Here is a 20,841-nt window from a genome sequence, read left to right as displayed (position 1 = left end):
CTTCCTCCTACTTCTGTTTGACTCTTTTTGCAAATAACCATGTTAAAGTAAATGGGATTACAACTGCAATAATCATTCCTACAATAAACATTGGAATCGATTTCGGAATGATAGAAATAAATGCTGGCAATCCGCCAATTCCGATAGCAGGTGCTAATACACCATTTAATGTAATGAATATCGCTGCCACAGCAGACCCTATAATCGCTGCATAGAACGGGAACTTATTTCGTAAATTCACACCAAACATCGCTGGTTCTGTAATACCGAAGTATGCTGAAATGGCTGATGTTGATGCCATACTTTTATCATTTTGATTTTTAGAAATCCAGAACATTGCAAGTGCCGCACTACCTTGCGCAATGTTAGAAAGAGCAATCATTGGCCAAATGAATGTGCCACCGTGCTGTGCAATCAATTGTAAATCAATTGCAATAAACATATGATGCATACCTGTAATTACAAGCGGTGCATATAATGCTCCAAACAATACTGCTCCAACTACTGGTACTGTTTCATATACACCTACTAATCCTACTGTTAATAAATCTCCAATATGACGTGTAACCGGACCGATAATTCCTAATGCTAACACACCTGTCACAACGATTGTTGTAATTGGTACAACTAATAATTGAATTGCATTTGGTACATGTTTCTTTAAGAAAATTTCCACTTTACTTAATACAAAAGCTGCTACTAAAACAGGTAAAATTTGTCCTTGATATCCTACCTTCTCAATTTGGAACAGTCCTAAAATATTGAAGTACTCAATCTTTTGACCCTCTAAACCAGTCGCTGCTTTTCCATAGTCCCAAGCGTTTAATAAGGCCGGGTGCACAAGCATTAATCCCATAACAATCCCTAGTATTGGACTACCACCAAAACGCTTCGTTGCTGACCACCCGACAAGTGCTGGTAAGAATACGAATGCTGTATTGGCCATCATATTAATTAAATCCCAAAGCCCGCCTAAGTTCGGATAAACATCTAATAAATTTTTCCCATCAAAAAATAAGTCCTTTGCCCCTAATAGATTGTTAATACCCATTAGTAAACCAGCTGTTACGATCGCTGGTAATATCGGCATAAATACATCCGAAAATATTTTCACAAACTTTTGAGCTGGATTTAACTTCTGATTTCCAGAATCTTTTACGTCAGCTACAGTCGATTCTTCCATACCTGCAAGCGTTATTAATTCAGCGTAAACACGATCTACATCCCCTGGACCAATTACAACTTGAAATATACCAGCGTTATGAAACGCTCCTTTCACTAATGAAACAGACTGTAATTTATCATTATCTATTTTACTTTCATCTTTTAAAGCGATACGGAGCCTCGTCACACAATGTGCAGCTTGTTCAATATTGTCTTTCCCACCAATATACTGCAACACTTCCTCTGCTGTTTTACGATAGTCTTTCCCCATATTCCCGTCCCTCTTTTCTTTTTTTGATACCGTTTACAATTACATATTAACTCGTATATATAAGTTAGTCAACACTCGTATATACGAGTTTGTGTTTTTTTTTATAAAAAAAGAGATGAAACAATATTTTGTTCCACCTCTTTACTTCCTGCGTGCCACATCCGAAAAGTGAAAAATATCTAAACGGTGGCGTGATTCTGTGTATTCAAACTGACTTCCATCATACAAATGTGTAAAGTTTTTCACAACGACAACATAGTCTGTTCCATTTAAATCTAAATACTTTCTGTCATCCTCTGTACACGGCTGTACTTCAATTACCCTCTGCGAATAACTAATATGTAGCCCAAGCTCTTTCTCAATGTATTTATAAATCGATGCAGTTGCAATTTCTTTCGTTAATCCTGGAATAAACTCAGATACAAAATGATTTATATCTAAAATTACTTTTTCTCCATCAATATTTCGTACACGTTTAATATGATCAATCTCTGTTTTTTCTTTTACATTTAATAATTTCGCAATTTCTTTTGTGGCTTTTTCTTTGTCCATTTCCACAACTTCCGTAATACAATGACGTCCTAAACGTTCATTTTCTTCTTGGAAACTTACAATACCGCCAAAATTAAATTCAATATTTTTTCGCTTTAAAACAAAAACACCTTTTCCATGAATTTTTTGCACATATCCACGCTCTTGCAGTAAATCTACAGCTTTTCTTACCGTGCCTCGGCTTGCCTCATACTGCTTCATTAATTCTGTTTCTGATGGGATTTTGCATCCCTCTTTTAATTGTTTATTATCAATAGATTTACTGATTTCTGTATAAATTTGTTCATACTTACTCATCATCTACAATAGCCCCTTGTCACCTTCTAATTCTATATGTATTATAACATGCTTCACTCTTCTGCCAATCTCTCACTTATTTTCCAGTACAAGAAAAATATAGGTAAATATTTAATCTTTAAAACGTATTTTTATAAAAATTTTTATATTTTTCTTTTCATTCAAAAAAACATGTAGTATACTAACTTCAAAATCAGAGGAGAAAGGGAGCAAAGAACTATGCTTACTTATACAACAACTGTAGTTTCATTTGCACAAAAACATCATCATCATACGTAACCCTTGAAACCTAGCGGAAAAATTACGCGTAGGTACAAGGGTTATTCCCGTTGTACCTACGCTTTGGCGAAAGAGCCATGTAGGTATTTTTTTATCTACATGGCTCTTTTTTTATTGTCAAAAAGCTAGTAAAAAATGATGTTTAAGCAAAACTTACTACAAAGGAGTTAACAAAAATGGAAACGAAAAAATGGGGATTATGGGTTTTAACAGCATTTGTTATCGGGAATATGGTTGGCGGTGGCGTATTTATGCTTCCAGCAAATTTAGCACAAGTATCAGGGCCAATGGGTTCTACACTCGCATGGAGTATTACAGGCCTTGGCGTATTTATGATTGCACTTGTATTTGGAAATTTAGCGATTCGGAAACCAGAATTAAAAGCTGGACCACAAAGCTACGCTCAAGCGATGTTTCCTTCAAAAAAAGCTGGTAAAGTTGCGGGATATAGTATGGCATGGGGATATTGGGCTGCTAACTGGGCTGCAACAGCATCTGTTATTATTTCCTTTGCTGGATATTTATCAACATTCTTTCCAGTTTTACAAAGTAAGCAAATTCTTTTTTCAATAAACGGATTTTCACTAGAACTCGGAAAAGGATTAACTTTCCTCGTATGTAGCCTTATGCTGTGGGGAATTCAATATATTCTTTCTCAAAATATTGATCGAGCTGGAAATATGAATCTACTTGCTACCATTGCAAAAATTATCGGATTTACAATGTTTATTGTAATTACATTATTCATTTTCAATGCCTCTAATTTCGGAGACGGTCAAACCTTTATGAATGAAGCAGGACAATCCATCTCGTTAGGTGGACAAATCAATTCAGCTGCTATTGCAACACTCTGGGCATTTATCGGTATTGAATCAGCAGTTATGCTTTCTAATCGTGCAAAATCACAGCGCGATGTAAAAAAAGCTACGATTTTCGGATTAATTATCGCTCTTCTTATTTACATGTCAATTACTTTACTTACAATGGGAGCTCTTCCGCAAGATGCTTTAAAAGAGTCTCAAAAACCATTAGTAGACGCATTAAATTTAGCAATTGGAAATAAAGGCGCATATATCATGGCTTTACTCGCTCTTATATCTTTATTTGGATCTACAGTTGGTTGGATTGTTGTTAGTTCAGAAGTACCTTACCAGGCAGCAAAGAATGGACTTTTCCCTAAGTTTTTCGGGAAAACAAATAAAAAAGGTAGTCCTTCAAAATCATTATTGATTACAAATGTAATGACGCAAATTTTCTTATTTTCAACGATTTCTGGTACTGTTTCAGAAGCGTATAGTTTCGCTATTGTCGTAGCAACATTAGCCTATTTAATTCCATACCTAGTTTCTACTCTGTACCAATTCAAACTGGTTATTACAGGAGAAACGTATGATATAATGCCTGGTTCTCGAATAAAGGACGGGATCATCACTACATTAGCATTTGTATACTCAATTTGGGTTATCAAAACGGGAACTGCTGATTTAAAAACGTTCTTCTTAGGAATTGGATTGTTCGTATTAGGTCTTATTCTTTATCCAGTACTAATGAAAGACTCACAAAAAACGGATTAAATAAAGAGAAGCTGCTGGCTTCTCTTTTTTATTAAAAATCTGTAATTAACTTTTCTTTTAACTCTCCTACAGATAAAGGTTTCGCATAATAAAATCCCTGTACATAATCACAGCTCATTGATTGTAACAAACTCTCTTGCTCTACTGTTTCTACCCCTTCAGCAACTACTGCTAAATTTAAACTATGAGCAATTTCAATAACAGATTTTACAATTGTTCGTTCTGGTTGCGCGTGATCATAATGAAATTCACGAATAAAATTACGATCAATTTTCACAATATCCAGTGGTAGTTGTTTTAAATAATATAAGGAAGAATAGCCAGTTCCGAAATCATCCAAAGCAATTAAAACACCCATATTTCTTAATTCTTGTAATGTAGCAATAATATAATCAAAATGGCGGACTGCAATGCTTTCCGTTATTTCTAATATTAAACGGTTCGGAGGAAAACCAGTTCTCTTTAAAATGCTACGTACAGACAAAATAAAACGTTTCTGCATTAATTGTTGTATAGATAAATTCACAGATAACTTTAGTCCTTCTTGATAATTTGGCAATGTTTTAAACAATCGGCACGATTTTTCTAATACCCAGTCTCCTAGCTTTATAATAAGTCCAGACTCTTCAGCTACCGGGATAAATTCGCTTGGTGCAATGGGGCCGTCTTCTGTCATACAGCGCACTAAAGCTTCTATACCAGAATATCTCTTCGTTTTCAAATCAATAATAGGCTGCAATGCTACATCTAACTCTTCATCACGAATTGCCTTTTGCAAAGCAAACTCAACTTTCATTCTACGATTTATTTTCGCCCGTAGCTCATCTGTAAAGAAACATGCAGCGTTTCTACCTTGTTCTTTTGCACTATACATAGCTAAGTCAGAGTTTTTCAATAACGTTTCCACGTCTAGTCCGTCTTGTGGATAAGAACAAAGTCCTAGACTAGCTGAAATGTATACTTCATGGCCTTCCAACATAAATGGTGCCTGAAAACATGACAACACAGATGTCGCTAACTGACTCATATCATCTTGCCTATGATTTTTTGTTAACAGCACAAATTCGTCGCCACCTAGCCTAGCCAGAACATCTTTCTCTCCTAGTACATAATGCAACCGTGAAGCGACTTCGCTTAAAAGTAAGTCCCCTATCATATGACCTAACGTATCATTTACTAATTTAAAACGGTCCAAATCAAAGTAAATCATACCAAATTCTTTTTTATCTGCAATCAATTTATTAACGGTTGTTATTAATTGCAAACGGTTCGGCAAACTGGTTAAAGCATCATGATAGGCAAGTTCCCTATAACGACTTTCACTTAGCCGCAATCTATGTTCTGCTTCTTTTCTACTACTAATATCATTTCGAATTGCGATAAACTGGTATGGCTCTCCTTTTTCATTTAAAAATGGAACAATTGTTGTTTTGACCCAATAATATGTACCATCTTTTGCTCGATTCCGAATCTCACCTGTCCATACTTTCCCATTCAAAATACGTTTCCATAAGTTTTGAAAAAAGGTTTTCGGATGATGTCCTGAATTTAAAATACGGTGATCTTTTCCAATTAATTCTTCTCTTTTGTATTTAGAGATTTCACAAAATTTATCATTTACATATGTAATAAGACCTTTTCGATCTGTAATTGCAACAATTGAAGACTCATCTAATGCTAACTTTAAATCTCGCAATGAAGAGTCATATAATGCATGACCTCTCTGTTCTAGCATGCGCATCTCTCCTTGCTTCCTATCTGACTAAAACACAACCTGTTTCTCTTCATAGAAATAGAGATATTTCATTTTCTAATACTAGCCCATTACATAAATTATCTTTTTAAATAGACCGATTAAAATAACATAATATTATTTGTAATAAAAAGCAATATTATACCGTTTCAATTATAACTAGTAGCTTCTCATCTCCCTAATTATTTCGCACCTTATTATACTGCAATCCTTTTAAGTGGCTCTATCCAAGCCCTGTTTCTAACTAATACCATTCACATCTGATCTCTTTACTCTTTAATAACAAAATAGAAATTAGACCATACTACATAACTATTCACGAATAATAATATGAAAATCTACATTAATGTATATGTTTTTGAATTACAATAACAAAATATTAACATATTTTCACCTTAATTTTGGAAGTATTTTATAAATAAATACCGTATTAAACTAAAAAAGAGGGTAGCCTCTTTTTTAGTTTAATACAAATATGGTATTTGCTGATAACCTGGGTATGGCATTGGATACGTTACAGGGTATGGTGATGGATAAGTTACTGGATATGGCGCTGGATAATACCCTCCACTTGCTGCACCCGTTAATGCGCCAGCTGTCAGTCCACCTAACACTCCTCCTGCAAAGCTTCCAGGGAAAAATCCGCCTCCCCATGAACTACCCCCCCAGCCCCATCCGCCTCCGTGATGATGATGGTGATCATGGTGATTGTGTCCTCCATGGTGATGATGTCCGCCGTTATGATTGTGCCCACCATGATTGTGTCCTCCATGATGATGATTCCGATAATACAATCCATTATTTTCTATATAATTCATGTTTCTCCGCTCCTTTTCGATTTTTTCATTTTCATATGCATTAAGAGTGGGATAAAAATGTGATAGTACACTGTATGTAGGACAAATGCGGAAAGTATAGGTGAAATGTCTATATTTTGTAAAAAAAGCAAAACACCTTATAATAAAGATGTCATATTACATCTTCTATTTAAGAAATCTATATTGAAAAAAGATTAGGGGAATTATATAGAAATGAAGAAGCCTATCGTTCAGTTACTATTAATATTTACAATTGTATCTATCGTTCTGTTCCTATTAAATACATCGTATATTTCGTTATATACATTTGTCGGTGCTCTATGGTCCATCACAATCGTAGGAATTTCATTCGTTATCTTTATAGAAAATAGATCTCCACAAAGCACATTAGCATGGTTTTTAGTATTAGCACTTCTTCCTATTATAGGTGTGCTTTTATACGCTATTTTCGGGCGCAGCCGCTGGAGAAGAAAAAAACATCTCCATCGTTCAGAAGAACAAAGAAAATTATTCCGTGAAATATTAGAAGGAAGAAGACTAGAGTTATTACTCACAGTCCCACTAAATGAACGTTCCATACATTTAACAGAAGTCATACAAAAATTTGGAGGCGGTCCTGCCGCAGATAAAACAACTACAAAACTTTTAACAAACGGAGATCAAACATTTTCAGAAATTTTGCGAGCTATAGAGCAGGCAAAACATCATATACATATTCAATACTACATTTATAAATCTGATGAAATTGGTACAAAAGTTCGAGATGCTTTAATACAAAAAGCAAAAGATGGTGTTATTGTACGCTTCCTTTATGATGGTCTTGGAAGTAACACGTTAAGAAGACGATTTTTGCAACCTATGAAAGAAGCTGGGATTGAAATTGTAGAATTTGACCCTATTTTTTCAGCTTGGTTACTTGAAACTGTCAATTATCGTAACCATCGAAAAATTGTTATTGTAGATGGAGAAATTGGTTTTACCGGAGGACTCAATGTCGGTGATGAATATCTTGGCCGTTCAAAGAAATTTCCTGTTTGGCGTGATAGTCATCTAAAAATAGAAGGAAAAGCATTATATAAATTACAAGCAATCTTTCTAGAAGACTGGCTCTATGCCTCTAGTGGTTTAAATACTTATTCCTGGGATCAATTCATGAATAGACAATACTTCCCAGGTAAAGAGATTTCACATGCAGAAGGTGCTGTTCAAATCGTAGCAAGCGGACCAAGCTCCGATGATAAAAGTATTCGTAATACATTATTAGCTGTTATGGGCTCTGCAAAAAAATCCATTTGGATCGCTACACCCTACTTTATTCCAGATCAAGAAACTTTAACATTATTACGCTTAAGTGCAATTGCCGGAATAGATGTACGGATTTTATATCCAGGTAAAAGTGATAGCATCATTAGTGATCAAGCATCTCAATCCTATTTCACTCCACTTTTAAAAGCTGGTGCTTCTATTTACAGTTATAAAGATGGTTTTATGCATGCAAAAATTGTACTCGTTGATGATACAATTGCAACTATCGGAACAGCGAACATGGATGTACGTAGCTTTGAATTGAATTACGAAATTATTAGCGTACTTTATGAATCAAAAACAGTTCACGATATTAAACGTGATTTTGAAAAAGATTTTAAACATTCAACTGAAATTAAATGGAACTCTTTCCAAAAAAGAAGTATAAAAAAACGCATATTGGAGTCTTTCATGAGGCTCATTTCTCCTTTACTGTAAGCAATCAACTTCATCTTGATTGCTTTTTCTTTTCCCTTTATCCTCCTTCCTTTTCTTTGCATACCATATTAAAACAAGTTATCATAAGATGTATTACTTTATGAAAATAATGTTAGGTGGGAAATACATGTTAGAACAATTTCATATACATTCTGATTTAAAACAGCAGCTTTCTACGATTCATGAAAAGAATAAACAAGAAGCTGGTGAAAATGCTCATTTAATCGGTACTAAAATATATAAAGCATCTGATAACAGCATTATCGAAGATGCGATTACAGCACTTCTTCTTGGCAAGAACATTCTATTAAAAGGACCGACTGGTAGTGGTAAAACAGTACTAGCGGAAACTCTTTCTTCTTTATTTCAAAAACCAATGCATAGCATTAACTGCTCTGTCGACTTAGATGTAGAAGGTATTTTAGGATACAACACACTACAAACGAAAGATGGTGCATCTGAAGTTTCATTCGTTAACGGTCCTCTTATGAAAGCAATGAAGAACGGTCACTTCCTATATATTGACGAAATCAATATGGCAAAACCTGAAACTTTACCGCTACTTCACGGCGCATTAGATTACCGTAAAATGATCACAAACCCATTTACACAAGAGGTTGTATACGGTGATGAAGAATACCGTGTAATTGCTGCGATTAACGAAGGTTACGTTGGAACAAGTGAACTAAATGAAGCATTAAAAAACCGTTTCGTTATTATTGAAGTTCCTTACATTCAAGGTGACACATTAAAAGAACTATTATTAGCAGAATCAAAATTAAATGATGTTGCAACAATTGAAAAGTTTGTTGCATTTGCAAGCGACCTTATGCCTTTAGCTCGCGATGGACGTGTAAGTGAAGAAGCAGCAAGTATTCGTGGTATTATCGACGCATGTGATTTAGGTGTATATATTCCTGTTATGCGCGCTATTGAACGAAGCATAATTGCAAAACTTAATGATGAAACAGAACAAATGACTGTCCGTGAATTAGCAGAAAGTTATTTCTTTGAGGGATAATTTATGAGACAAATTTTTAGTGACAAAAAAATTGATGCGTCGCTGTTTCTACAAATGGAAAACTTAATGTATGCCCTTCTCAAAGAAGACGATGCCTATCTTGAATATGGCTATAAAGCATACTACGACGAAATTGAAAAGAAAGTTGTCATTAGTCACTTTTGGGATGATCGAAAAGAAGAAGATACAGTAATCGGATTAAAAAGCGAAGTGTTCTTAAAAGCACTTGGTAATAAACATTACTCGGACATGACTTTAATTCGTTCTTATGCGATTGAATTGCAAGAATCGCCCCTAAAAAAGTTTTTAACACAATTATTTGTTCTATTAGAAGATTTACGCGTTGAGGAAATCGTAAAGAACTTACGTCCTGGCACGAAGCATATTTTTAAACGCCGAAAAGAAATGTACCGCAATTATTTCGGCTCTCAAAATGAAATAAACCGCGTTCGTAATTATCACGGTGATCGTTTGTTTTGCCTATGCTATCTTTCATTAACGAGCGATAAATATGAAATGTTTAATAATGAATATTTTGAGCAAATTGAAGCGATTTTACATGAAACATTCCAAGCACGTAATACAGAAGATATTATGTATGTCGTTGAGAAAATTCGCTATCGCTTAGAGGCGCTTCTTGAAAGTGATATGCTTAACAACTATTTCGGACATGCTCCACTTTACTTATCTGTTCTTGCAGACGAAAAGAACTGTCGCGTCGAAGATTTAGCAAATGATGATACACAGCTTATAGATGACGATGAAAATAAAAACAAAATGGATGAAAGTTTCTCCACATGGCATCGTGAAAATAAAAATAACGAAAACGAGAACTTTTTACGCTTTGAATTAGAAAGCGGAACAAAAACAAACATGATGGGCGATACTGCTCGTGAATCAGAAGATGGCGACCAAGCACTTGGTTCTGTACAAGGTACTTCTCAAAAAAGTACACAATCCAACTTTGATGGCGCTGATACAGAAGAAGCAAGAGCTTCACACGCTTCTAGCCAGCACGACGGTGCATACGGTAAGTATAATGTAGGTGCTTCTCATACATTTAAAGAAGCTCGCAAAGCAAATATCGATGAGAAAAAAGATTACCAAGCTATCAAATCAGTCGTCAATAAAGATGTAAAAGAATTAAAGAAAATTATCGAAAAAACGATTGAAAATAAAACGAATGCGAATAGTGATAAATATTACGGAAGGCTTCGCAAAAAATTCCTTCGTATTTATACCGAAAAACAACCGCGTATGTTTTATAAAAAAGGACAAGAGTCACAAGAACTCGATGTTGCATTCCAACTGTTAGTTGACTGTTCTGGTTCTATGTATAACAAAATGGAAGAGACGAAGAAGAGTGTTGTACTATTCCATGAAGCTTTAAAATCTTTAAAAATCCCGCACGCTATTAGCGGATTTTGGGAAGATGCCTCTAGCGCTAAACCTGAAGATAAGCCGAACGTTATCCATGAAGTTGTAAATTATAAAAACTCAACGTTACCAAACGTTGGTCCGGAAATTATGCAACTTCGTGAAGAAGAAGATAACCGCGACGGATATATTATTCGTATCGTTTCTGAAAAGCTTGCAAAAAGACCTGAGAAACATAAATTCTTACTAGTCTTCACAGATGGTGAGCCTTCTGCGCTAGACTATCAACAAGATGGAATTTTAGATACGCATGAAGCTGTTAAACTCGCGCGTAAAAGTGGCATGGAAGTAATCGGTATCTTCATCGAAGAAGGCGAGGCAAAAGAAGCAACTTATCAATTGATGAAGAACATTTATAACCATCACTTCTTAGTTGCAAATCATGCTGAAGATTTACGATTGAAGATTAAACCATTACTGAAAAAATTATTACTGAAGACGATTGAATAGAAGATAGGAGCCTTGTGGCTCCTGTTTTTTCATTCAATTACTTTGTTTCTGGTTGAAACTTATATGGAATGGCTACTTCTAATAAGGATTCAAATCCTCCGTCATAGTATGGGAAGCGCTCATTCGCAATTGTTCGATCCACCCACTCTATTGCAGAAATTTCACCTTCATCTTCCGCAATAAGTTCACCTTTTACTACATTCGCTCGGAATGTAAAAAATAGTGCATGATTCCCTGATTCCTCAAAGAATTTTTCATTGATCGCAACAAGTCCACCTAACGTAGCAATTAAACCTGTCTCTTCTTTCACTTCTCTTATTAGTGCTTCCTCTAATATTTCACCTTTTTCCACAGCCCCACCTGGCAATGACCAAACGTTTTGTTCTGCATTATGTACCATTAATATTTTATCTGTTTCCTCGTCATGTATTAGTGCGTATACGACATCTACTCTTTGCATAAGACTTCTGTCCTCCCAAAAATAATGAAGAGCCGATTCCTAAGAATCGACTCTTCCTATTAATTCATCACTAACTCAGCTGTGAGCTTTTTTTTTAACTTAGCCAACATGTCCGTTGTCATTTTGTCTAAATCGTATTCTGCTTTAAAGCCCCACTCTTTCATTGCTGCAGTTGCGTCAATAGAGTTTGGCCAACTATCAGCGATTGTTTGACGAGCTGAATCTACTGCATAATCCATTGTAAACGTCGGAATGTGTTTACGAATTGATGCTGCAATTTGCTCTGGCTCAAAACTCATTGCCGTAATGTTAAATGCATTTCTATGCACTAGCTTACTTGGATCAGCTTCCATTAAGGAAATGATCGCTTGTAAAGCATCAGGCATATACATCATGTCCATGTACGTTCCTTCAGCAATGTATGAGGTGTATGCACCTTTTTTAATCGCCTCATAATAAATTTCAACTGCATAATCAGTCGTTCCGCCTCCTGGAGGAGCTACGTAAGAAATTAAACCTGGGAAACGGACACCGCGCGTATCTACGCCAAACTTTTGATGATAATAATCACATAGTAATTCTCCTGCTACTTTGTTTACCCCATACATCGTAGTAGGACGCTGAATTGTATCTTGCGGTGTATTATCTTTTGGCGTCGATGGACCGAATGCACCGATCGAACTTGGCGTGAAGAACTTACAGTTTAATTCACGAGCTGCTTCTAATGCATTTACAAGTCCGCCCATATTTAAGTTCCATGCGAATAACGGATTTTTTTCTGCTGTTGCTGAAAGTAAAGCTGCTAAATGAATAATTGTATCTACTTCATTATGCTTTGCAATATCATGTAATTTTTGTCCATCTGTTACATCTAACGTTTCAAACGGACCAGACTTTACTACTTCACTATCTGTTTCACGAATATCTGTTGCAATAACATTTGATGCGCCGTATACATCACGAAGTTTCATTACTAGTTCAGAACCAATTTGCCCTAAAGAACCGGTTACTAGAATTTTTTTCATTTTCCCCACTCCTCATTTGCAAGCTATTCAAAAGATGCCCTTACTTAAATGATGCCCATTTCTTTTCCTACTTTTTCATACTTACGAATTGCTTCATCTAACATTTCTTTCGTATGAGCTGCTGTAGGCATATTACGAACACGACCTTTTCCTTTTGCTACAGTTGGGAACACAATAGATTTTGCGTATACACCTTCTTCATTTAGACGCTTACTAAATTCTTGTGTTAACACTTCGTCCCCAATAATACAAGGTGTAATTGGCGTTTCACTTTCCCCAATGTTAAAGCCAAGTTCTTTTAATCCTTGTTTTAAGTAGCGGCCATTTTCCCATAAACGATCATGTAACTCTGTGCTTTCCATTAAGATTTCAATTGATCTCATGCAAGCTGCTGCATCAGCTGGTGTTAATGCTGTAGAGAATAAGAATGGACGTGAACGAACTTTTAACCAGTCAATTAAGTTTTGTTTCCCTGCTACATATCCACCAATTACCCCAATTGCTTTTGATAATGTACCAATTTGGAAATCAACTTTATCAGATAGACCGAAGTGCTTTACAGTTCCTGCACCTTTTCCAAGTACACCTGAACCGTGTGCATCGTCTACATATGTCATTAAATCTAATTCTTCTGCAATCTCAACAATTTCTGGTAGTTTTGCAACATCTCCATCCATTGAGAAGACACCATCTGTAATTACCATTAATTTATTGTAAAGACCCGATTCTTTCGCCGCGATTGCTTTTTGGCGTAAATCTTCCATATCAGAATGTTTATAAACAATAATTTTTGCCTTTGATAGACGACTACCATCAATAATAGAAGCATGGTTTAATTCGTCTGAAAGAATTGCATCATTTTTATCCATAACAGCTGAAATCGCTGCCATATTACAGTTAAATCCTGATTGGTAAGCAATTGCCGCTTCTGTATGTTTAAACTTTGCAATTGTCTCTTCTAATTTAATATGCAAATCTAAAGTACCGTTAATTGTACGAACAGCTCCTGCCCCAACACCGTACTTATGAATTGCACCAATTGCTGCTTCTTGCAAACGGCTATCTGTTGCTAATCCAAGATAGTTGTTTGAAGATAAGTTAATATATTCTTTTCCGCCAATTGTAATGATTGGTCCATTTGAACTCTCAAGCGGATCAATTACGTTATAAAGCCCCTTTGATTTTAAATCCTCTAAATTTTCTTCTAAAAATTTTGCAAGTGTTTTACTAGACATCGTGAAGCCTCCCATCGTTCATGTAAGCGGATTATTGTCTTAATAGTTCTAATAATCCCTCTACTAGCTTAACACGTTTTCAGAATTTATTATAGAAAAATAGTTTAAAGTAACCGCTTACAATTTTAGATTATATATGATTCATTATAATAAATCTATCATTTACTTTTCATATTTGATAGAATTAAAAAAATATTTTGGGAGGTTCAAACATGGCATTTACAGAATCTGATGTATACAATAACACAGCATTTTTCGAACAATATATGAAACGAAGATACCGAGAAAATAGCCCAAATGAATCCATTGAAAAACCAGTATTCTTTCAGCTCATTGGTCATGTGCAAGGAAAACAAATTCTCGATTTAGGCTGTGGTGACGCTAAGTTTGGTGCGGAATTATTAGAAAAGGGATGCTACTCTTACACTGGCATTGAAGGCTCCGAACTTATGTATGAAAAAGCTAAAAATCAACTAGAAAATAAAAATGGATCTGTTCATTTTTTAAACCTCAAAGATTATACCTATCCCTCTTCCACTTTTGATTTAGTAACATCTAGACTCGCCTTACATTATATTGAACATCTTGATACCATTTTTCAAAATGTGTTTCAAACTTTAAAAACAAATGGCACCTTTACCTTTAGCGTTCAACATCCCGTTATTACTTCTTCATTTGAAAGCTTACAAACAAGTGGTAAAAGAACGAGTTGGCTCGTCGATGATTATTTTAAACTAGGCAAACGGGTTGAACCATGGATTGACCAAGAAGTTATTAAATATCATCGTACAACGGAAGAGTATTTCACATTATTACAGCAAGCTGGATTTACCATTACATCATTAAAAGAAGCTACACCAAATCCAATCTATTTTCAAAATGAAGAAGAGTATAAACGTCGCTTACGAATTCCTCTCTTCCTCTTATTTTCTTGTACCAAATAAAAAAAAACGATGAATCACTCATCGTTTTTTTATCTTATCGCCTGAGCAACTTCTTTAACTACACGTCTTCCTCTTCCATGCGGGATACAAAGCGGTGTTCCAAACAACGGATCCGTACTAATTTGACACTCCATTCGGAATACATCACGTACTAGTTTCTCATCTACCACTTCTTCAGGTTTACCTTGTGCATATATTTGTTTATCTTGAATTGCTACAATGTTATCTGCATAGCGGCATGCTAAATTTAGATCATGTAATACCATAACAATTGTTCTTTGTTCTGTTTCATTTAATTCGAATAATAAATCCAGCACTTCAATTTGGTGAGTCATATCTAAGTATGTAGTGGGCTCATCCAGTAAAATGATATCTGTATCTTGTGCAAGTGTCATTGCGATCCAAGCACGTTGACGTTGCCCACCTGAAAGAGCATGCACATCACGCTCAGCAAATTCTGTCATACCTGTCGCTGCAAGTGCTTTCTGTACCATTTCCTCGTCTTTTTCTGACCATTGCTTCAGCCATGTTTGGTATGGATAACGCCCTTGCTTTACAAGTTGTAATACTGTAAGTCCTTCTGGTGCTTGTGGTCCTTGCGGTAAAATCGCCATTTGACGAGCGATTTGCTTCGTTTGCATACTTTGAATGGCTTGATTATCTAACAAAATATCACCAGTTGTTGGTTTTAATAATCTAGCTAGTGAACGTAATAAAGTTGATTTCCCGCAACCGTTAGAGCCGATAAAGATTGTAATTTCGCCTTTTGGAATTTCTAAATTCAACTCATCAATAATACTTGTTTCACCATAAGACAACGTCAAGCGTTTCGTCTCCAATGCTTTTTGCATATTCATCTCCCTTTATGAATTCCGACTTTTATAAAGTAAATAAATAAAATAAGGTGCACCAATTGCTGATGTAAATACCCCTGCTGGAATTTCAAGTGGCATGAAAATTGTACGCCCTATTAAATCTGCAGCAAGTACTAGAATTGCACCGACAATAGCTGCAACTGGGAGTAATGCACCGTATAAAGAACCAACCAATCTTCGTGAAATATGAGGTGCCATTAAACCGACAAATCCAATCCCTCCGGCAAAAGCTACCGCACCACCAATTAAAGCTGTACTAAGTAATAGCATAAATACACGCGACTTCGTTAAAGGAACCCCAAGTCCTACCGCTATATCATCCCCTAGCTCTTGTGCATTTAAATGCCTAGCTGCGATAAATGATATTACTGTTAAAATGAGAACCCAAGGCGCAAGTACCATAACATTTTGCCAAGAAGAGCCATAAACGGTACCCGTAATCCATACATTTGCTTGGCTCGCTTGATAAATTGGTGCTAGCAACATAAATAATGTTGTCGCAGCCTTCGTTAATGCCCAGAATCCAACACCAATTAAAACGAGACTAATTGGTGATAATCCATCATTTTGCCATGCAAATAAGTATACAAAAACCGCTACAATCGTTGCTCCTGCAAAAGCTGCGAGCGGCATATAATGAATACTTACCGTTAGTGCATTATTTTTATCACTAAATAGCGCTAAAAATAATACAACTGCAACACTTGCCCCGCCCGTAATCCCGATGATATCAGGAGAAGCAAGTGGATTTCGAACAAGCCCTTGTAAAATACAGCCCGCTACCGCGAGCGCAATTCCTACGAGGATAGCAATTAAAATACGCGGCATACGAAACTTATTTACAACCATGTTTGACATCGCATCGCCATTTCCGGTAATTGCTTGCCATACGTCATAAGGAGCAATTTTCATGTCTCCCATACCTGCGCTCGCAAAGAATAATCCTATTAAAACAAGTAGTAAACTTAACAAGACGAGACAAGCTCGTTTATACATTAAAAACGAGAGCTCGCCTTTTCCTATACGAAACGGAATATATTTCTTCATTTGCTAAGCCCTCTCTTACGTGCAATATAAATAAAGAACGGTGCTCCAATAAATGCTGTCATAACTCCTACTGGTACTTCTTGTGGCATAATGACATATCTTGCTGCTATATCAGCCAATATTAGTAGTATTGCACCTAACAATCCGCTATAAGGCACTCTCCATCTGTGGTCAACTCCAACAAGAAATCTAGCAAAATGCGGAGTAATAATCCCAATAAATCCAATTGGGCCAGCAACCGCAACTGAACCACCAGACAACAGTACAATAATAAGTAACACGAATGATTTCATTAAAATTGTTCGTTGTCCAAGTCCTTTCGCGACGTCTTCTCCCATCATCAATGTATTTACTTTTCCTGCCATAATAAGAGATGCAATCCATCCTATTAATAAATATGGGAATACAGATTGTAAAATTTCTAACTTTCGCCCTTGCACAGATCCAGCAAGCCAAAATAATACCTCTTCAAGTGCTTTTTCATTTAACACAAGTAATCCTTGTGTTAATGATGAAAATAACGCACTAATTGCGACCCCTGCTAACGTTAACTTAAGAGGAGTAGTCCCTTCTTTTCCTAAAGAACTAGAAGCAAATACAAGCACAGCTGCAACCGCCGCTCCTAAAAAGGCGATCCATGTGAAAGCTGATAATGATGTTACTGAAAAGATTACAATTGCTACAACTATGAAGAACGCAGCACCTGAATTTAATCCAATAAAATCTGGAGAAGCAAGTGGATTCTTAGTTAAAGTTTGCATAAGACAACCAGCAATGGCTAAACTAGCACCAACACTAGCTGCAATTAACGCCCTAGGCAGACGTACATTTTGAATAATAATATGTTCATTGGAACCGTTAAAATGGAAAAAAGCATCCAATGCTAGTTTCCAACTCGTATTTGTATATCCGAAAATAATACTTCCCCAAATACAAATAACGACTGCAATGATTCCAACAAATAATCCAATCCCTTTTGCTCGATTTGTTTTTAATAACATGCAGCGTTTCCCCTTCAATGTATAATGATACGTTGTTAGTGTATTTCAACTTAATTCTTATTGTCAACGGAAATGAGAATTATTTTCACCCATATATATTGACAATTAAAAGATAAAGGCTTAATATCATGCTTGCTATTGAAAAATATTCTCAACATGTAGGGGGTACATAATGAATTTCATGCGGAAGAAATCGTTTACAGTATTTGTATTTTTACTAGCATTTTCAATGCTTTTAAGCGCTTGTGGAAAATCAAGTAACAAAGAAGAATCTACAAAAGAAGATAATAAAAAAGAAGTGGTTACTGTAGAACATGCAATGGGTAAAACAGAAGTTCCTGCTAATCCAAAACGTGTAGTTATCTTAACAAATGAAGGAACTGAAGCTTTACTTGAATTAGGTGTGAAACCAGTTGGTGCTGTAAAGTCTTGGACTGGTGACCCATGGTATCCACATATTAAGGATAAAATGAAAGATGTAAAAGTTGTTGGTGATGAAGGACAAGTTAACGTTGAAACAATTGCTTCTTTAAAACCAGACTTAATTATCGGTAACAAAATGCGTCACGAAAAAGTGTACGAACAACTAAAAGCAATTGCACCTACTGTGTTCTCAGAAACATTACGTGGTGAATGGAAAGATAACTTCAAATTTTATGCAAAAGCATTAAATAAAGAAAAAGAAGGTCAAAAAGTTGTAGCTGATTACGAATCACGTATGAAAGATTTAAAAGGCAAACTTGGCGATAAAGTAAATCAAGAAATCTCTATGGTTCGTTTCATGCCTGGTGATGTTCGTATTTATCATGGTGATACATTCTCTGGTGTTATTTTAAAAGAACTTGGATTTAAACGTCCTGGAGATCAAAACAAAGATGATTTTGCAGAGCGTAACGTATCTAAAGAGCGTATTTCTGCAATGGATGGTGACGTATTATTCTACTTCACATTCGATAAAGGAAATGAGAAAAAAGGATCTGAATTAGAAAAAGAATATATTAATGATCCGCTATTTAAAAATTTAAATGCAGTAAAAAATGGTAAAGCATACAAAGTTGATGACGTTATTTGGAATACAGCTGGTGGCGTAATGGCCGCTAACCTACTATTAGATGACATCGAAAAACGCTTTGTTAAATAATATTTCCTTAACCAGCTCCCTTCTATGGAGCTGGTTATTTTTCAATTCACTTAAATGTCACATTATTTCGTTTTGTATTTTTATTCCCAATATGTTATATTGAGAAAGTAAATAGAATATATTTTCTTTATATCAGAATAAATATTTTAATCTAAATTTTCTGATTAATCACTATTTTATTTTCTTTTAGAATTCAATTATTACATTTGAAAACGCTTACCATCTTGTTTTCAGGGCAAAATACAGTAACGGTCGAAGAAAAATAGAACTTTTTCAGAAATTTTCTTTCTATTTCCATATAATTCTATTGACTTCTAAATATTTTGTAAATTAAAATGATTACATAAATATCCGTTATACAGGATTAGGGGGAAACAAACATGGATGCAGCTTTAAAATTAGACAAAGCTGGAGAGCAACAATCACCAAAAAAACATCCACCAGGGTTATACTTGTTGTTCTTTACAGAGGCATGGGAAAGATTTAGTTATTACGGAATGCGTGGCTTATTAGTTCTTTATTTAACAACGAGCTTAGTAAGCGGCGGTTTAGGATTTGATAAAGCAGTTGCAGTTCAAATTTACGGTATTTTCACAATGCTTGTATATTTCACACCTATTATTGGTGGTTGGTTAACTGACCATTTCATTACGAAGCGACATGCCATTACTATTGGTGGTATCATCATGGCAATTGGTAACTTCGTACTATTTTCAATGAATACGAAAACTGGACTATTTTTAGGATTAGGATTATTAGTTATCGGTAACGGATTCTTCAAACCGAATATTTCGACTTTATTAGGTCAATTATATAGTGACAACGATTCTCGTCGTGATAGTGCCTTCACTATCTTCTACATGGGGATTAACTTAGGAGCTCTTATCGCTCCATTCATTTGCGGTTACTTCGCAGATTATAGATACGGTTTCTTAACAGCTTGTATCGGTATGATTATTGGACAAATTGCATTTAACTTATTAGCACCTCGTTACTTAGGATCAGCTGGAACAACAGTTGTGGGTAAAAAATCTAAAGAACAAAATGCAAAAGCTGTTGAGAAAAAACCTTTAACACCACAAGAGAAAAAACGTACTGTTGCAATTTTAATTTTAACTTGTTTCGTTGTATTCTTCTGGGCAGGATTTGAACAAGCTGGTAGCTCTTTAACACTTTACACAGATAAGTTCGTAGATCGTACAATTGGTGGATTTACAATTCCAACACCTTGGTTCCAATCTGTAAACCCACTATTCATTATCTTACTAGCATTACCTGTTTCTGCGTTATGGATTAAGCTTTCAAAAACAAAAAATGGTGATTTGAAAATCCCAACAAAAATGGCATTAGGTATGATTTTACTAGGGATTGGATATTTAGTTCTAACTTTAGCTGTTTTAAAAACTGGTAGCGATGAAGGTAACATTACAATGAAAGCAAACTTACTATTCATTGTATTCACTTACATGTTCCACACAATCGGTGAGTTATTCTTATCACCAATCGGATTATCTATGGTAAGTGCAATCGCTCCTGTTAAACTAGCATCATTATTAATGGGTGTATGGTTAGCTGGTACTGGCTTCGCAAACTTATTAGCAGGACAATTAGCCGCTTTCACTCAATCTTTAGGATATTTAGAAGTATTCGCAAGCATCGGTATTATCGTAATTGTACTGGGCTTAGTACTTCTTATGTTCTCTAAGAAAATTGCACATATGATGGAATAACAAAAAGACGCTTCTAAAATTAGA

17 protein-coding genes are annotated in these 20,841 nt (G+C 35.5%); 7 read left to right on the top strand and 10 right to left on the bottom strand.

Features of this window, described 5'->3' with window-relative positions:
- Window positions 1-7: 7 nt before the first annotated feature.
- Both treP and treR read right to left on the bottom strand, forming a co-directional pair.
- Window positions 8-1,435, bottom strand: a complete 1,428-nt coding sequence (gene treP, locus DOS87_RS03305; protein WP_000513939.1) for a PTS system trehalose-specific EIIBC component — start codon at window positions 1,433-1,435, stop codon at window positions 8-10.
- Between the two features lie 141 nt (window positions 1,436-1,576).
- Window positions 1,577-2,287, bottom strand: coding sequence for a trehalose operon repressor (gene treR, locus DOS87_RS03300; RefSeq protein WP_000987242.1), 711 nt, complete (start codon window positions 2,285-2,287; stop codon window positions 1,577-1,579).
- A 452-nt stretch (window positions 2,288-2,739) separates the two neighbouring features.
- On the opposite strand from treR, the gene DOS87_RS03295 reads away from it, so the two are divergent.
- Window positions 2,740-4,137, top strand: coding sequence for an amino acid permease (locus DOS87_RS03295; protein WP_000448446.1), 1,398 nt, complete (start codon window positions 2,740-2,742; stop codon window positions 4,135-4,137).
- A gap of 31 nt (window positions 4,138-4,168) precedes the next feature.
- Here the strand turns inward: DOS87_RS03295 and DOS87_RS03290 are convergent, their stop codons facing one another.
- Window positions 4,169-5,872 (bottom strand): putative bifunctional diguanylate cyclase/phosphodiesterase, encoded by a 1,704-nt coding sequence (locus DOS87_RS03290; protein WP_000893348.1) that lies wholly within the window; start codon window positions 5,870-5,872, stop codon window positions 4,169-4,171.
- 482 nt (window positions 5,873-6,354) lie between these two features.
- Window positions 6,355-6,708, bottom strand: a complete 354-nt coding sequence (locus tag DOS87_RS03285; protein WP_208730204.1) for a cobalt transporter — start codon at window positions 6,706-6,708, stop codon at window positions 6,355-6,357.
- Between the two features lie 213 nt (window positions 6,709-6,921).
- Between DOS87_RS03285 and DOS87_RS03280 the strand changes: the two genes are divergently transcribed.
- The 3 genes from DOS87_RS03280 to DOS87_RS03270 all read left to right on the top strand — a co-directional run bounded on the left by DOS87_RS03280 (window position 6,922) and on the right by DOS87_RS03270 (window position 11,359).
- Window positions 6,922-8,451 carry a cardiolipin synthase gene (locus DOS87_RS03280; protein ID WP_000743027.1) on the top strand — a complete coding sequence of 510 codons (1,530 nt, stop codon included), beginning with the start codon at window positions 6,922-6,924 and terminating at the stop codon, window positions 8,449-8,451.
- Between the two features lie 127 nt (window positions 8,452-8,578).
- Window positions 8,579-9,472 carry an ATP-binding protein gene (locus tag DOS87_RS03275; RefSeq protein WP_000892989.1) on the top strand — a complete coding sequence of 298 codons (894 nt, stop codon included), beginning with the start codon at window positions 8,579-8,581 and terminating at the stop codon, window positions 9,470-9,472.
- Window positions 9,473-9,475: 3 nt separating this feature from the next.
- Entirely contained in the window at window positions 9,476-11,359 is a 1,884-nt protein-coding gene (locus tag DOS87_RS03270; RefSeq protein WP_001248845.1) for a vWA domain-containing protein, read from the top strand.
- Window positions 11,360-11,396: 37 nt separating this feature from the next.
- On the opposite strand, the gene DOS87_RS03265 is transcribed toward DOS87_RS03270, so the two are convergent.
- From DOS87_RS03265 to DOS87_RS03255, 3 genes are read right to left on the bottom strand one after another with little or no spacing between them, the layout of a single operon-like run.
- The gene (locus tag DOS87_RS03265; RefSeq protein WP_001189930.1) at window positions 11,397-11,819 is read right to left on the bottom strand and encodes an NUDIX hydrolase; all 423 of its coding nucleotides are present in this window, start codon (window positions 11,817-11,819) and stop codon (window positions 11,397-11,399) included.
- 59 nt (window positions 11,820-11,878) lie between these two features.
- Window positions 11,879-12,844, bottom strand: a complete 966-nt coding sequence (locus tag DOS87_RS03260) for an L-threonine 3-dehydrogenase (protein WP_000723120.1) — start codon at window positions 12,842-12,844, stop codon at window positions 11,879-11,881.
- A 44-nt stretch (window positions 12,845-12,888) separates the two neighbouring features.
- Window positions 12,889-14,079 carry a glycine C-acetyltransferase gene (locus tag DOS87_RS03255; RefSeq protein ID WP_000095903.1) on the bottom strand — a complete coding sequence of 397 codons (1,191 nt, stop codon included), beginning with the start codon at window positions 14,077-14,079 and terminating at the stop codon, window positions 12,889-12,891.
- 212 nt (window positions 14,080-14,291) lie between these two features.
- Here DOS87_RS03255 and DOS87_RS03250 point away from each other — a divergent pair, with 212 nt between their 5' ends.
- Entirely contained in the window at window positions 14,292-15,023 is a 732-nt protein-coding gene (locus tag DOS87_RS03250; protein WP_000885973.1) for a class I SAM-dependent DNA methyltransferase, read from the top strand.
- Between the two features lie 29 nt (window positions 15,024-15,052).
- Here the strand turns inward: DOS87_RS03250 and DOS87_RS03245 are convergent, their stop codons facing one another.
- Genes DOS87_RS03245 through DOS87_RS03235 form a run of 3 tightly spaced genes read right to left on the bottom strand, consistent with a single transcriptional unit; the run spans window position 15,053 to window position 17,946 of the window.
- A complete protein-coding gene (locus DOS87_RS03245; RefSeq protein WP_001167972.1) occupies window positions 15,053-15,874 on the bottom strand; it encodes an ABC transporter ATP-binding protein in 822 nt (273 codons plus the stop codon).
- A 12-nt stretch (window positions 15,875-15,886) separates the two neighbouring features.
- Entirely contained in the window at window positions 15,887-16,945 is a 1,059-nt protein-coding gene (locus tag DOS87_RS03240; protein WP_098577999.1) for a FecCD family ABC transporter permease, read from the bottom strand.
- Entirely contained in the window at window positions 16,942-17,946 is a 1,005-nt protein-coding gene (locus DOS87_RS03235; protein WP_000925213.1) for a FecCD family ABC transporter permease, read from the bottom strand. Before DOS87_RS03235 ends, DOS87_RS03240 begins: the two co-directional genes overlap by 4 nt.
- A gap of 172 nt (window positions 17,947-18,118) precedes the next feature.
- Between DOS87_RS03235 and DOS87_RS03230 the strand changes: the two genes are divergently transcribed.
- Window positions 18,119-19,087, top strand: a complete 969-nt coding sequence (locus tag DOS87_RS03230) for an ABC transporter substrate-binding protein (protein WP_001010281.1) — start codon at window positions 18,119-18,121, stop codon at window positions 19,085-19,087.
- 380 nt (window positions 19,088-19,467) lie between these two features.
- Window positions 19,468-20,817 carry a peptide MFS transporter gene (locus DOS87_RS03225; RefSeq protein ID WP_000338303.1) on the top strand — a complete coding sequence of 450 codons (1,350 nt, stop codon included), beginning with the start codon at window positions 19,468-19,470 and terminating at the stop codon, window positions 20,815-20,817.
- Window positions 20,818-20,841 lie beyond the last annotated feature (24 nt).

The organism is Bacillus sp. CR71 (genome assembly GCF_003429245.1).
Classification (GTDB): Bacteria; Bacillota; Bacilli; order Bacillales; family Bacillaceae_G; genus Bacillus_A; species Bacillus_A thuringiensis_S.
This window is presented reverse-complemented; position numbering and strand designations above follow the sequence as displayed.